This is a genomic window from Kordiimonas sp. UBA4487, assembly GCF_002389025.1.
Taxonomy (GTDB): Bacteria; Pseudomonadota; Alphaproteobacteria; order Sphingomonadales; family Kordiimonadaceae; genus Kordiimonas; species Kordiimonas lacus.
Genome location: NZ_DGNR01000011.1, coordinates 746,680 through 760,155, shown reverse-complemented (window position 1 = coordinate 760,155; position 13,476 = coordinate 746,680). Strand labels below are relative to the sequence as shown.

Sequence of the window (13,476 nt, the reverse complement as noted above, 5' to 3'; positions counted from 1 at the left end):
TTTATCTGCCCGCATCACCATTCCCAGGATGGACCCTGAAACAAGTTCAGGGTGACGGATTGAATTGGCGGCCTTGATTTGACGCTCGAACAAAAAAAGGGGGAACCGGCTGAACCGGTCCCCCGTTTGGAAAGACTTTCCTGCATGGGAAAACGTTGCAGGAAACCCTTCCCGATAAGTTTCGCAGAGGGCCAGGCGGCCCCACTTGCATAAAAGACGAAGTCAGTTTGTATTCTGGGAATAATCGTTGGGGGATCAGGCCGCAGCCACGGATGCGGGTGCCGGGGCAGCCCCTTACCGCCCACGGATCATGGCGTCATCCGGCGCCTTGGCCTGTCAGTCCTGGCGGCCGCCTGCTTCCGGCTTCTTCTCGCGACAGACCAGCACCAATTTTTCCTGATCGTTCTGCTTTACCTGCAAGCGGTAGAGCGTCCCGTCTACTTTGGCGATCTCGCCGGATTCGGCACGGCTGGCGATCAGGTCCAGGGCTTCCTCCGGGTTCTCGAACGGGATGCTTTTGGTGTCGGTTTCATCGTAAAGATCATAGTCCCACCAGGCGCTCTCCGACAGGCGCTGACAAAGCTTCTCATCAAACCGATAGCGAATGATACGGGCCGGATTGCCGCCCACAATGGCATAGTCGGGCACATCCTTCGTCACCACCGATCCCGCCGCCACGACAGCGCCGTTGCCGATGGTGATTCCGCCAGTAATCACAGCCTTTGCGCCGATCCAGGCGTCATTGCCAATCACCGTCTTGTCAGGGAAGCTGGCATAGGTGCGACCGGCATCGTTGAATTTGCCGCCAAACTTCTTGTACCGGTAGGTGAAAGCGTTTGTGGTCAGCCAATCGAGCGGATGTTGGGACATGCCGATCTTCACTGCATGCCCAACGGACGTATAGCGCCCCATCTCAACATTGATCAGCTCAGTCCCCGGGCTGGCAGAGCTGTATTTCCCGATCTGCACAGTATTGATCATACATTGATCGCCAAACAAAACACCGGGTTCGAAATCGATCCACTGGGACATCATGATGTTCTTCGAGTGAAACGAATATTTGTCCTTCAAATGCTTCGCTTCAGTCTCGTTGATGGTTTTAATCATAAAAAAATCCTAGATGGTTTTAATCATAAAAAAATCCTACTCAGGCCTTCAGGCGGTAGCCGGTCTTGAACACCCGGTAAACCCACAGCGTCAGGATGATGTTGAGCACGAGCGTGTAGATGATGCCGGTCATCAGGTCACTGTCGCCCCGGCCGATAAAGCCGTAGCGCACGCCGTCGATCATATAGAAGAAGGGGTTCAACTGGCTGAACACCTGCCAGCCGGTCGACAGCCGTTCGATGGAATAGAAGGTGCCCGAGAGAAGGCTGAGGGGCGCGATCACAAAATTGGTGATGGCGGCTGAATGGTCGAACTTTTCCGCCCACACGCCGGTCAGCACGCCAACAAGCGACAGCATCACACTGGCCGCCAGCGCGAAATAGGCCACGGCCCAGAGGTGCTCGATGGTCATGGTGACACCCGGCATGGCCCAGAAGGCAGTGCCCACGGAAAGGCCCACCAGCAGCCCGCGCGTCACCCCGCCACCGACGAACCCGAGCGTCAGCTCAAGGGCAGACAAGGGCGGCATCAATGTGTCGACAATATTGCCCTGCACCTTGGCAATCAGGATCGATGAGGACGTGTTGGCGAACGCATTCTGCAGGATGGCCATCACAATCAGGCCCGGCGCCAGGAACTGGGCATAGGGCATATCCGCCACCATGCGGCCCCGACCGCCCAAGGCCAGCGTGAAAATGATCATGAAAAGGATGGTGGTGACGGCAGGTGCCGCCAGCGTCTGCGCCCACACTTTCATGAAGCGGCGCGATTCGCGCGCATAGAGCGTCCACAGCCCCACCCAGTTGACGGCACCAATGGTGCGGCTCCCCAGTTCCGGATAGCTGTCCTGAGCGTCCTTGGGGGCGATACTGGCTGTGGTGGATTCCATGGGCTGACTCCATAAAAAAATGAGGGCCTCACCATATGGTGTCGTTTGTCCCCTTGGCAAGAGGGGTCGTTGGGCGATATAAGCTTTAGGGAATCGGGTGACTCGGGAGTCACCGACGCCCATAAAAAGAAATACAGGGAAAAGACCATGGCATGGACGGACGATCGCATTGATCAGCTCAAGAAACTTTGGGACGATGGCCTCAGCGCCAGCCAGATCGCGAAGGAACTGGGCGAGGGTGTGACCCGCAACGCCGTGATCGGCAAGGCCCACCGCCTTGGCCTCAAATCACGTCCATCCCCGGTGAAAGCCGACAAGGACAAGAAGAAGGCCGCACCCAAGAAAGTCGCAAAAAAGGCGGATAAACAACTAGTTACGCTGCTGGACCTGACAGACCGCATGTGCAAATGGCCAATCGGTCACCCGGGCGACGCAGACTTCCATTTCTGCGGCAAGCAAGCCGAAGCGGGCATGCCTTACTGCGCTGGCCACTGCGCGGAAGCCTACCAGGCCCAGCCGCCACGCCGCGACAAGCGCCCTCAGCCGCCGCGCACCATTCTGTAGGATACGCGGGCGCCAATCCGGGCTTCAGGCCGAATCAGATAATGCGACTCGCAGGAGGTCTTCCTCCCGCGAGTTTTTCTTTATGCCCACCTCAGCACCTGTGATCACATTGTCGCGAGGGCAGGCGTCTGCTGCGAATTCGACGTCAAACCGGGCTTGCCCTTCGCGCGCGCCGCGTTACAGTTTGAACAAACGAACCAGAAGGGCGCCGGGGGCGCCCCGCTATACTTGGGAGCACAGAATGAACAAGACAGTCCTGACAGGCCTTGCAACCGCAGCCCTTATGCTGGGCACGGCCCTGCCGGCCTTCAGCCACGGTGATGACCGCTTTCACGAATCGCAGGTGCGCCACGACGTGATGGAAGTGTTTGGCAAAGGCTTCGGCAAGATCAGCAAGATCATGAAGGGCGAAGAAGGCAGCCCGGCGGACTTCCCGGCCATCGCGGCCGACATGGCTGATGCAGCCTCGAAAACCAAAGCCAGCTTTGAAAAAGACACCCGCGGCATGCACGGCTTCACCGAAGCCAAGGACAACATCTGGGAAAACTGGGACGATTTCGCCGAGCGTCTCGACAAGATGGAAACAGATGCCCAGGCGTTCCTTGCCGCCGCCAACAGCGGCGATATGGCCCAGATCGGCCCGGCGATGAAGGAACTTGGGTCCAACTGCAAAAGCTGCCACGACAAATATAAAGCCGACCTGGACTGACGCACGTTCAGGACCGAAAACAGGAAGGGCGCCAACTGGGGCGCCCTTTTTTATGGCTTCCAATACAAGCCGGACCTAACCCAGGATCAGGTGCCAGAGCGTGCCAGCCAGCGGCACAAGGATGGCGAGCGCGCGCCACGGTGAGGCCAGTTTCGGCGCCCGTTTGGCCGCAGGTTTGGTGCCGGTGATCATGGCGCGGACCAGCCCGGCCTTCTTGATCAGCGTATAATAAAGCACCACCAGGATATGCAGCCCGGCAAGGCCGAGGAGCACGAGGCCTGTCTGTTTGTGCCAGCGCGTCAGCCGCCCGGCCCAGTCGCCCGCCTGGTCCGACAGCGGGCCGGAGAAGAACATATCATCGGTGGCAAAAAGCCCCATCACTGCCTGCGCCAGAAGAAGAAGAAGCATCAAGACCACGCTCCAGGCCCCCAGCGGGTTGTGGCCCGGGCATTTGGCCGCGTCGCCATGCTTGAGGTACCCGATGATGGCCTTCGGCCCCCGGACAAAGCTTGTATAGCGCGCGCTTTCAGACCCGGCAAGACCCCACAGGATGCGCCAGCACACCAGAATCAGCACGCAAACACCCGCGTAGGTGTGCATGTTCGCATAAATGCCGAACTTGTCCTGAAAGGCTGACCAGGCCGAAAAGGCAAAAGCCACCACGAGCGCCCAGTGGAACAGCCGCAGGGCAATGTCCCAGATTTTCACGCCTTCCTGGGGTGCGTCTCCGCGCATGATTATGCCTCCATCATTTTCTTTGCCGCTTTGATGATCGTCTCCGCCGTCGGCAGCCATTTGGCCTCCGCCCTGCGGCCATAAGGCACGGGCATGTCCGGCGGGGTGACCGCCACGGGCGCGGCCTTCAGGTCCGCAAAGCCCGCACGGGTAACAAAGCTGATCACCGCGTCGGCAAAGCCGGCGAAGGCCGCGTCCTCGCTGGCCACCAGCAGCCGCCCGGTCTTTTTCACGCTTTCAAGGATCAGCGCTTCATCAAGCGGCTTGATGGTGCGCGGGTCGATCACTTCGGCCTCAATACCGTCCTTCTTGAGCGCCTCAGCCGCCGCCTCGGCCTTATGGACGAAGGCGGAAACCGCGATGATCGTCAGGTCCGTGCCTTCCCGTACCACGCGTCCCTTGCCGATAGGCACAGCAGGAAGATCATCTTCCACCGTATCCGCATGACCATAAAGGCCCTTGTGCTCCATCAATATCGTCGGCCCCTTGGCCGCTACCGCAGACTTCAAAAGCCCCGCCGCATCCGCGGGCGAGCTGGGGCACGCCACCATGAGGCCCGGGACGGTGCTGAGCATGCCGAAAGTGGACTGGCTGTGCATGGCGCCCGAACCATCCCCCGCGCCCATGGTGGTGCGGATGACAAGCGGCAGGTCAAACCGGCCGTTCGACAGGAAGCGCGCCTTGGCCGCCTGGTTCATGATCTGGTCAAAACAGACGCCCATGAAATCACAGAACATCACCTCCACTATCGGCTTCAGCCCGGTCATCGCCGCGCCCGTGGCCATGCCGACGAAGGCGGTCTCTGAAATCGGCGTGTCGATCACCCGGCCGGCGCCAAACCTGGACGCCAAACCGCGCGTCACACCGAACACGCCGCCCAACTCCTGCCCGCCGGTCACCCCGCTGCCGCCATGGATGTCTTCGCCGATAACAATGATATGGTCGTCAGCGGCCATCACATCATGGTGCGCGCGGTTCAGCGCCTGGGAAAGGGTCATCTGGGTCATGCCTGTGCCTCCGCCATGAAGGCCTCAAGGGCTGTGTCGCTCGCGTCCGGTGCAGCGGTGGCCTCATCAACAATGGCCAGGGCATCGGCGTGGGCACGGGATTTCATGCCGTCAACAAGACCCTCAGGCACATCGCGGGACAGAATCATCCCCTCCAGCCGATCCAGCGGATCGGTCGATCTGCCGTCCGTGGTGCGGTAACGCTCCGTGTCGCCGTGATAGTGGCCGGAAAGACGCGGCACGCTGGCCTCGAGAAACGCAGGCGAGCCGGTGTCCCGCACCCAGGCGGCAAGCCGGTGCGCGGTCTTGGTGGCCTCAAGGGGGTCGGTGCCGTCCACATGATCGGCGGCCAGGCCAAAAGCCCGCGCGCGACCAAGGAGACTGGTGCCGCCCGCCGCGTAGGCAGATGCGGTCGACTGGCCAAAGCCGTTGTTTTCGCACACAAACAGAACCGGCAGCTTCAGGACCACCGCGAGATTGAGCGATTCGAGCACAGCGCCCTGGTTGGCTGCCCCGTCACCGAAATAGCTGACAGCAATACCGCCGGTCTTGAGCGTCTTTGCCGAAAGCGCGGCGCCCAGCGCCAGTGGCACCTGCCCGCCAACAATCCCGTTTGAGCCCAAAAGGCCGCTTTCCGGCGCGATCAAATGCTGGGTGCCGCCAAGGCCCTCAGACAAGCCGCCCTCGCGGCCCAGGATTTCACAGGCCAGCGCCAGCGGGTCGACGCCGAGGGAAAGCGCAATGCCGTGGCTCCTATGCGAGCCGGTCACCTGGTCCTTCGGCAGGTCAAGCGCCGAGGCCACCGCCAGTTCCAGAATCTCTGCCCCGTTCGACAGATGCACCAGGCCCGGCACCTCACCAGCATCAGAAGCCGCAGCAAGCGCGCCCTCGAACGCCCGGATAAAGTGGGCCTTTTCAAACATCAATGTCAGGTCTTCAAGTTCCATAAAACGTCCGTCAGAATGAAGCTTCCCTCTCTCGGGGTTTAGCGAAATTTGGCGGTCTTAACCACAGTTTTACCCGGCGTGCGTAATAAATAGGTGTAATTTTGTCAGAAATGCGTAATAAGGCGCTGCAAATCGGTTGACTCCTCCGCCTGACACGCCCATATGTGTGAAATCAGAGTAAATTGGTAAGAATTTACTGATATGATTTGAACTGGCGCCCCACACCGGGGATTTAAAATAAGGATAGGGCCGTGATCCGGCTAACCAACTTAGCAGACTATGCCGTGGTGTTAATGTGCGAAATGTCGCATGCTGACGGCCGGTTGAGCGCGCAGGACCTCTCGAGCGCCACCAGCATCCCGGCACCCACCGTCGCCAAAATCCTGAATGCCCTCGGCAGAGGCGGTCTTTTGACCTCCCACAGGGGCCTGAAGGGCGGCTTTTCCCTGTCGCGCCCGGCGGACGATATTTCGGTCGCTGACATTATCGAGGCCATCGACGGCCCGATCTCGCTGACGCACTGCGCCGAGACCGGCACCAGCGATTGCTGCTTCGATGACATATGTCAAATGCGCCCCCGCTGGCAGCTGATAAACAGTGCCGTCCGCGGCGCACTTCTTGACGTAAAGCTGTCTGCGCTTGCAGGGCCCGAGGACAGTTTCGACCTGGCCGCCCGCTTCGAGCAGAAAGCCAAAGAGAGCAAGAAGACCGCCACGGCCTGAGGCCGCCAGTAAACTGAGTATGGATAACGTAAGGAGCCGCCACCATGGCCGGAACCGCTGAAGCCCAAAAACAAGTCCAGGATGTTACGGGCGAATATAAATACGGGTTTGTCACCGATATCGATATGGATATGGCCCCAAAAGGCCTGTCCGAAGACGTCATCCGTTTCATTTCCGCCAAGAAGGAAGAGCCGGAGTGGATGCTGGAGTGGCGCCTGAAGGCCTATGCAGCCTGGCTGAAGATGGATGAGCCCGACTGGGCCAAGGTGAACTACCCACCGATCGATTATCAGGAAAGCTATTATTTTGCAGCACCCAAGAAGAAAGACGGCCCCAAGAGCCTGGATGAAGTAGACCCAGAGCTGCTGGCCACCTACGCGAAACTCGGCATCCCGATCCGCGAGCAGGAAGTGCTGGCGGGTGTTGAGGGCGCCGCGAAGGTTGCCGTCGACGCCGTGTTCGACAGTGTGTCTGTTGCCACCACCTTCCGCGAGGAACTGAAGAAGGCCGGCGTTGTCTTTATGTCAATTTCGGAGGCCATTCGCGAATATCCGGACATGGTGAAGAAATATATGGCGAGCGTTGTTCCCGTGCGCGACAACTATTTCGCCGCGCTCAATTGCGCTGTCTTCACCGACGGCACGTTCGTCTATATCCCGAAGGGCGTGCGCTGCCCGATGGAACTGTCGACCTATTTCCGGATCAATGCGGAAAACACCGGCCAGTTCGAACGCACACTGATCGTGGCCGATGAAGGCTCGTATGTCTCCTACCTTGAGGGCTGTACGGCGCCCATGCGCGACGAGAACCAGCTGCACGCCGCTGTGGTGGAACTGATCGCCATGGACGACGCCGAAATCAAATATTCCACCGTCCAGAACTGGTATCCGGGCGACAAGGAAGGCAAGGGCGGCATCTATAATTTCGTGACCAAACGGGCGCTCTGTAAGGGCAAGAACTCGAAAGTCAGCTGGACCCAGGTTGAGACCGGCTCTGCCGTCACCTGGAAATATCCAAGCTGCGTGCTGGCCGGCGACGGTAGCGTGGGCGAGTTCTATTCCGTGGCCGTGACCAACAATTACCAGCAGGCCGATACCGGCACCAAGATGATCCACCAGGGCAAGAACACCCGCTCGACGATCATCTCGAAGGGTATCAGTGCGGGCAAGAGCCAGAACACCTATCGTGGCCTGGTGAAGGTCATGTCCGGCGCCGAGGGTGTGAGGAACTACACCCAGTGCGACTCGCTCCTGGTATCCAGTGAATGCGGCGCACACACGGTGCCTTATATCGAAGTGAAGAACCCGTCCGCCACGATTGAACACGAGGCGACGACATCGAAGATTTCGGAAGACCAGCTTTTCTACTGCCGGGCCCGCGGGCTTGGGGAAGAAGAAGCGGTCGCCATGATCGTGAACGGTTTCTGTAAGGAAGTAATGCAACATCTGCCCATGGAATTTGCCGTGGAAGCCCAGAAGCTTCTTGGCATCTCCCTTGAAGGCAGCGTTGGCTAGAGAGTGATTGAGAGAATTATGCTGAAGATCAAAGACCTCCATGTGAATGTCGCCGGCAAGGAAATCCTCAAAGGCCTGGACCTTGAGATTAACGCGGGCGAAACCCACGCCATCATGGGCCTCAACGGCGCCGGCAAATCCACGTTGGCCAACACCATCGCGGGCCGCGACGATTATGAAGTCACCAAAGGCACCATCGAGTTCATGGGCCAGGACATGATGGAAATGGAACCGCATGAGCGTGTGGCTGCGGGCCTGTTCCTCGGCTTCCAGTATCCGGTTGAAATCCCCGGCGTGTCGAACCTGAATTTCCTGCGCACGGCGCTCAATAGCGTGCGCAAGCTGAACGGCGAAGACGACATGTCGGCGGCTGAGTTCATGAAGCTGGTGCGCGAAAAGGCAACCCTTCTGAACATGGACCCGGACATGCTGAAGCGTTTCGTCAATGTGGGCTTCTCGGGCGGCGAGAAAAAGCGCAACGAGATGGTCCAGATGGCGGTATTGAACCCCAAGCTGGCCGTGCTCGATGAGACCGACAGTGGCCTCGATATCGACGCGCTCAAGACCGTTGCCGAGGGCATCAATGTACAGCGCCGCGAAGACACGGCGGTCTTGCTGATCACCCACTATCAGCGGCTTCTCAGCTATGTGCAGCCGGACAAGGTGCATGTGATGATCGACGGCAAGATCGTGAAATCTGGCGGCAAGGAACTGGCGCTTGAACTTGAAGAAAAAGGCTATGCGGATGTCGCGTAAGCGCGCGAAACCCTCTATCTGGCCCCTCTTTCTGGCAAGGACCAACTTATGGACGACGCAGTAATACAGAGCTACGAGAAGCAGGCTGAAGCCCTTGAAGGGTCGGTTGCGGGCATGGACGACCTGCGCGCCAAGGCGATCAAGGATTTCGCCGCCCAGGGCTTCCCGCACGCGAAGGCCGAGGACTGGCGCTACAGCGACCTCAAAACCCTGCGCACCAAAACCTACGCACCAGCGAACCATGCAGGCGAAACCCCGGATGTTCCCGAGGCCTTCACCGACTGTGCAGCGCGCTTTGTGTTCGTCAACGGCCGCTTCAGCGAAAGCCGGTCCGACATGGGTGACCTGTGGCAGGCAGCAAGCGTGCGCTCGCTCGCGAACCATTTCATGGCCAATCCGGACCGCGCGGCGGAACTGGTGCGTGGCCGCGACGGCGTCGGCATGCTCAACACGGCACTGGCGAAAGACGGCATGGTGATTGCGGTCCCCGCAGGAGTTGAGATCGACGACCCGGTGGAGATTATCCATATCATGACGGGCGCAGACGACTGCGCGGCCCACAGCCGCCATATCGTTGAGCTTGGCGAAGGCGCCAGCGTCCATATTGTTGAGCGTTTCATTGGCGATGACAGTGCCTACTGGACCAACAGCATGTTGCAGGCCCGCGTGACCGAAAGCGCGGTGCTCCATCACACACGACTGCAGGAAGAAGGCGCAAACGCCATCCACACCACCAAAGCCTATGTGAATGTGGGCGCGGGCGGCCAGTATCATGCCTGTAACCTGTCGCTCGGGGCGAAGGTTGGCCGGTTTGAAGCCTATGTGCGCCTGCTGTCGGACGAAAGCAATGCCACCATCGACGGCGTGGCGCTGGCGGGCACGGGCCAAAGCCACGATACGCTGACACACATCAGCCACACCATGCCGCACACCACCAGCGACCAGATTTTCCGCACGGTGGCCGACAGCCGCGGCAAAACGTCGTTTCAAGGAAAAGTGACCGTCGACAAGGACGCCCAGAAGGTTGAGGCAGACCAAAGCTTCAAGGCGCTGGTGTTCGACCGCACGGCGGAAGCGAACGCGAAGCCCGAGCTTGAAATTTTCGCAGACGATGTCAAATGCAGCCACGGTGCCACCGTGGGTGACCTGGACGCGAAAGCGATCTTTTACCTGACCAGCCGCGGCATTGACCCGGTGACCGCGCGCCAGATGCTGGTGGAAGCTTTTGCAGCCGCCGCGCTGGAGCGCATTGAAATTGAACCCCTGCGCGACGCCCTGATGGTCCGCGTGGGTGACTGGATGGCAGAGCGCAAAGCGAAGCCCATCCCGGAAAACAAGTCGCGAGTAGAGTAATGAACGACGCTGCACCGATCATAAAAGGCCTGGATGTGGAGGCGATTCGCAAGGATTTCCCAATCCTTTCGGAAACCGTCTACGACAAGCCGCTGACCTTCCTGGATACCGCCGCATCGGCCCAGAAGCCGCGCGTTGTGATCGATGCGGAGACGGCGCTTTATGAGCATTATTATGCCAACATCCACCGCGGCGTTTACAAGTTCAGCCAGGATGCGACGGAGGCCTATGAGGCCACGCGCGAAACGGTAAAGGCCTTCATTAACGCGGCAAAATCCAAGGAATGCCTGTTCGTGCGCGGTGCGACCGAAGGCATCAACCTTGTGGCACAAGCCTGGGGCCGGACGTTCCTTAAGGAAGGTGACGAGATCATCCTGTCGGAAATGGAGCACCACTCCAACATCGTGCCGTGGCAGATGGTGGCCGAAGAGCGCGGTGCGAAAATCCGCGTGATTCCGGTGCTGGACGACGGCTCGCTCGATATGGACGCCTACAAGGGGCTCCTCAGTGAGCGCACCAAGATGGTTGCGGTGGTGCATATCTCCAACTCAATCGGCACCATGAACCCGGTCAAGGACATCATCCGCATGGCGCATGACGTGGGTGCCGTGACGCTGATTGACGGCTGTCAGGCCGCGCCGCACCTGAAGATTGACGTGCAGGACCTGGACGCGGACTTTTACGCCTTCTCTGCCCACAAGGCTTACGGCCCCACCGGTATCGGCGTGATCTACGGCAAGGAAGACCTCTTGGACCGCATGCCACCCTGGCAGGGCGGCGGGGACATGATCTCCACCGTCACGTTCGAGAAAACCACCTATAACGACCTGCCGCACAAGTTCGAGGCGGGCACGCCCAACATTGCGGGCGGTATCTCAATGAAGCATGCGCTGGATTACATCACCGCGCTGGGACAGGAAAACATCGTGGCGCACGAGAAGGCGCTCCTTGAGTATGCCACCAAGGCGCTCGGCGCTTTCAACAGCCTGCGCATCATCGGCACGACGCCTGAGAAAGGCGCGCTGATCAGCTTCACCATGGAGCATGCGCACCCGCATGACATCGGCACCATCCTGGACCGCCAGGGCATCGCCGTGCGTGCCGGGCACCACTGCGCCCAGCCGATCATGGACCGCTTCGGCGTTCCGGGCACCGTGCGCGCCAGCTTCGGTATTTATAACGACACATCTGACGTGGACCGCCTGGTGGCGGGCCTCAAAAAAGTAACGGACATCTTTGGATGATGGATACAGACAACAAACGCGATATCATGGACCTCTCGGGCACCCCTGAGGTACCGGCGGAAAACCAGCCGAAGGCGGACGTTGAGCGCCCGACCGTGAGCCCGCAGGAAGGCGGCTATTTCCTCAACAAGTTCCTGGAGCAGGACAAGAAAGAGGAAGCCGCCAGCGAAGACGCTGCGCCCAAGAATGGCGGCACGCCGCCAGCGTCGAAAGACGAACTTGAAGCCCGCATCGTTGAGGCGCTCCGTGAAATTTACGACCCCGAGATCCCGGTCAACATCTATGAGATGGGCCTGATTTACGGTGTCGATATCGACGATGATTGGAACGTCAAGATCACCATGACGCTCACCACTCCCCACTGCCCGGTCGCGGAATCCATGCCCGGCGAAGTGGAGCTGAAGGTGAACGGCGTCGCGGGCGTGAACGGCACGGAAGTGTCGCTGGTGTGGGAACCGGCTTGGGATATGTCCAACATGTCAGACGAAGCACGGCTTGAACTGGGGCTTCTTTAGCACCACGTTAAGGTCAAGGAGACGTATAAATGGCAGTAATCAACATTACAGACCGCGCCGCAGAGCACATTCGGGGCATCCTCGCCAGGAATGACAAGGCTGTGGGCATCAAGCTTGGCACCAGCACACACGGTTGCTCGGGGCTTGGCTATACGGTCGACTATGTCGAGGAACAATCGGACGATTTTGAACTTGTCGAAGACAAGGGCGTGAAGGTGTTCGTTGACCGGAAATCGCTGCTATTCCTTCTGGGCACCGAAATGGACTGGGAGGACAGCATGTTCTCAACCGGCTTCAAATTCACCAACCCGAACGAGAAGGGCCGCTGCGGCTGCGGCGAAAGCTTCCACGTTTAAGGGACCTTTTCCATCGTCACCCCGGACCCGAGGCGCAAGCCGAGGATACGATCCGGGGTCCAGAGACCGATAAAGTCTTCGCCCACAGGCGGAGGCTTTTTTGTTCATGGAGCCCGCGCCGTAACCTGCCTTCGGCTGGGCAAGGAATGACGGCAAGGTGTGTAACTCAGGTTAATCGTGAAACGGCTTCAAATGCACGGCCGTACGGATCGCCTCTTCCAAAACGTCATGCACCAAATCGGGGATTGCGCCCAGTTCGTAACTACTGGTGGCTCGTATATGGTCCGATATGTCTTGGGCAAATTCAGGTGGATTGTCCCAAACCTTCACGCCGGGATATTCCTTTATAATGTCTTCCTTGGAAGGTGCTGTGATGAAAAACCAAAATCCACCAGCCCCATAACTGTATCCAACAAAAAACTCCTGCACCGCGTTACGTTCTCCTTATCAACAGCCCAACCCCACAGACCACACACGCCACCAGCCCTAATCCACCAGCTTCAGCTTGCCGCGCATCTTCTTGCGGTCGCCGGTGGTTTTCTTGGCCGTAATCCGACGTTCCTTCGCCGCCTTCGACGGCTTTGTCGGCACCCGGAACTTGGGCCGTTTGGTCGCCGCCTTCAGCATGTCGGTGAGGCGCCTGGTGGCGTCGCGCTTGTTGTCGATCTGGCTGCGGTGGCTTTCCGCCACCAGCACAATCTCGCCCGCCGCCGTCATGCGCTTGCCGGCGATTTTCCGAAGGCGAATGAACATCTCATTGCTGATGGCGTCGCACGCGCGGGCGTTGAACCTGAGTTCCACCGCGGTCGACACCTTGTTGACATGCTGGCCGCCCGGCCCCGACGCGCGCTTGGCGGTCAGTTGAATGTCATCGTCCTGGATGATGATATGCGGCGTGATCTCAATCATGCGCGCAGGATAGCGCAGGCGCGCGGAAAAGCAATCTCGGGAAATGGTGCCGCTTACGTGACTCGAACACGTGACCCCATCATTACGAATGATGTGCTCTACCAACTGAGCTAAAGCGGCCCTTGCGATCAGCAAGATAAAGGGCGGGG

Annotated in this window: 16 protein-coding genes and 1 tRNA gene; 9 read left to right on the top strand and 8 right to left on the bottom strand. The window is 59.2% G+C overall.

Translation table 11 applies throughout. From position 1 onward, the window contains the following. Window positions 1–336: 336 nt before the first annotated feature. Window positions 337–1,107 (bottom strand): CatB-related O-acetyltransferase, encoded by a 771-nt coding sequence (locus B3Z17_RS19625; protein ID WP_349680300.1) that lies wholly within the window; start codon window positions 1,105–1,107, stop codon window positions 337–339. 40 nt (window positions 1,108–1,147) lie between these two features. Beyond that, window positions 1,148–1,996 carry an ABC transporter permease gene (locus tag B3Z17_RS09205; protein WP_286829526.1) on the bottom strand — a complete coding sequence of 283 codons (849 nt, stop codon included), beginning with the start codon at window positions 1,994–1,996 and terminating at the stop codon, window positions 1,148–1,150. Window positions 1,997–2,143: 147 nt separating this feature from the next. On the opposite strand from B3Z17_RS09205, the gene B3Z17_RS09200 reads away from it, so the two are divergent. Together B3Z17_RS09200 and B3Z17_RS09195 are read left to right on the top strand one after the other, a co-directional pair. Then, window positions 2,144–2,560, top strand: coding sequence for a GcrA family cell cycle regulator (locus B3Z17_RS09200; RefSeq protein ID WP_286829525.1), 417 nt, complete (start codon window positions 2,144–2,146; stop codon window positions 2,558–2,560). A gap of 241 nt (window positions 2,561–2,801) precedes the next feature. Beyond that, window positions 2,802–3,269, top strand: coding sequence for a c-type cytochrome (locus B3Z17_RS09195; protein WP_286829524.1), 468 nt, complete (start codon window positions 2,802–2,804; stop codon window positions 3,267–3,269). Window positions 3,270–3,344: 75 nt separating this feature from the next. On the opposite strand, the gene B3Z17_RS09190 is transcribed toward B3Z17_RS09195, so the two are convergent. The 3 genes from B3Z17_RS09190 to B3Z17_RS09180 are packed head-to-tail and all read right to left on the bottom strand — an operon-like array spanning window position 3,345 to window position 5,958. After that, window positions 3,345–4,004 (bottom strand): cytochrome b/b6 domain-containing protein, encoded by a 660-nt coding sequence (locus tag B3Z17_RS09190; protein WP_286829523.1) that lies wholly within the window; start codon window positions 4,002–4,004, stop codon window positions 3,345–3,347. A 2-nt stretch (window positions 4,005–4,006) separates the two neighbouring features. Next, window positions 4,007–5,011, bottom strand: coding sequence for an alpha-ketoacid dehydrogenase subunit beta (locus tag B3Z17_RS09185; protein ID WP_286829522.1), 1,005 nt, complete (start codon window positions 5,009–5,011; stop codon window positions 4,007–4,009). Further along, complete coding sequence (locus B3Z17_RS09180) at window positions 5,008–5,958, bottom strand: thiamine pyrophosphate-dependent dehydrogenase E1 component subunit alpha (RefSeq protein ID WP_286829521.1); 951 nt, start codon at window positions 5,956–5,958, stop codon at window positions 5,008–5,010. The genes B3Z17_RS09185 and B3Z17_RS09180 overlap by 4 nt, the downstream gene beginning before the upstream one ends. 251 nt (window positions 5,959–6,209) lie before the next feature. Here B3Z17_RS09180 and B3Z17_RS09175 point away from each other — a divergent pair, with 251 nt between their 5' ends. Genes B3Z17_RS09175 through B3Z17_RS09145 form a run of 7 tightly spaced genes read left to right on the top strand, consistent with a single transcriptional unit; the run spans window position 6,210 to window position 12,418 of the window. Next, window positions 6,210–6,680 carry an SUF system Fe-S cluster assembly regulator gene (locus B3Z17_RS09175; RefSeq protein WP_286829520.1) on the top strand — a complete coding sequence of 157 codons (471 nt, stop codon included), beginning with the start codon at window positions 6,210–6,212 and terminating at the stop codon, window positions 6,678–6,680. Window positions 6,681–6,724: 44 nt separating this feature from the next. Beyond that, the gene (sufB, locus tag B3Z17_RS09170; protein WP_068309098.1) at window positions 6,725–8,194 is read left to right on the top strand and encodes a Fe-S cluster assembly protein SufB; all 1,470 of its coding nucleotides are present in this window, start codon (window positions 6,725–6,727) and stop codon (window positions 8,192–8,194) included. 18 nt (window positions 8,195–8,212) lie between these two features. Then, on the top strand, window positions 8,213–8,950 hold the full coding sequence (gene sufC, locus B3Z17_RS09165; RefSeq protein WP_286829519.1) for a Fe-S cluster assembly ATPase SufC: 738 nt from the start codon (window positions 8,213–8,215) through the stop codon (window positions 8,948–8,950). A 48-nt stretch (window positions 8,951–8,998) separates the two neighbouring features. Then, entirely contained in the window at window positions 8,999–10,303 is a 1,305-nt protein-coding gene (gene sufD, locus B3Z17_RS09160; protein WP_286829518.1) for a Fe-S cluster assembly protein SufD, read from the top strand. Next, complete coding sequence (locus B3Z17_RS09155) at window positions 10,303–11,547, top strand: cysteine desulfurase (RefSeq protein ID WP_286829517.1); 1,245 nt, start codon at window positions 10,303–10,305, stop codon at window positions 11,545–11,547. Before sufD ends, B3Z17_RS09155 begins: the two co-directional genes overlap by 1 nt. Next, window positions 11,547–12,062 (top strand): SUF system Fe-S cluster assembly protein, encoded by a 516-nt coding sequence (locus tag B3Z17_RS09150; protein ID WP_414672771.1) that lies wholly within the window; start codon window positions 11,547–11,549, stop codon window positions 12,060–12,062. The genes B3Z17_RS09155 and B3Z17_RS09150 overlap by 1 nt, the downstream gene beginning before the upstream one ends. Window positions 12,063–12,091: 29 nt before the next feature. After that, on the top strand, window positions 12,092–12,418 hold the full coding sequence (locus B3Z17_RS09145) for a HesB/IscA family protein (protein ID WP_068309090.1): 327 nt from the start codon (window positions 12,092–12,094) through the stop codon (window positions 12,416–12,418). A gap of 171 nt (window positions 12,419–12,589) precedes the next feature. Here the strand turns inward: B3Z17_RS09145 and B3Z17_RS09140 are convergent, their stop codons facing one another. From B3Z17_RS09140 to B3Z17_RS09130, 3 genes are all read right to left on the bottom strand, one after another. Beyond that, window positions 12,590–12,847 (bottom strand): hypothetical protein, encoded by a 258-nt coding sequence (locus B3Z17_RS09140; RefSeq protein WP_286829515.1) that lies wholly within the window; start codon window positions 12,845–12,847, stop codon window positions 12,590–12,592. A 57-nt stretch (window positions 12,848–12,904) separates the two neighbouring features. Continuing rightward, window positions 12,905–13,327: an alternative ribosome rescue aminoacyl-tRNA hydrolase ArfB gene (gene arfB, locus B3Z17_RS09135; protein ID WP_286829514.1), complete on the bottom strand. Its 423-nt coding sequence runs from the start codon at window positions 13,325–13,327 to the stop codon at window positions 12,905–12,907. 44 nt (window positions 13,328–13,371) lie between these two features. Then, window positions 13,372–13,447: transfer RNA gene (locus tag B3Z17_RS09130), tRNA-Thr, on the bottom strand. Window positions 13,448–13,476: the final 29 nt, after the last annotated feature.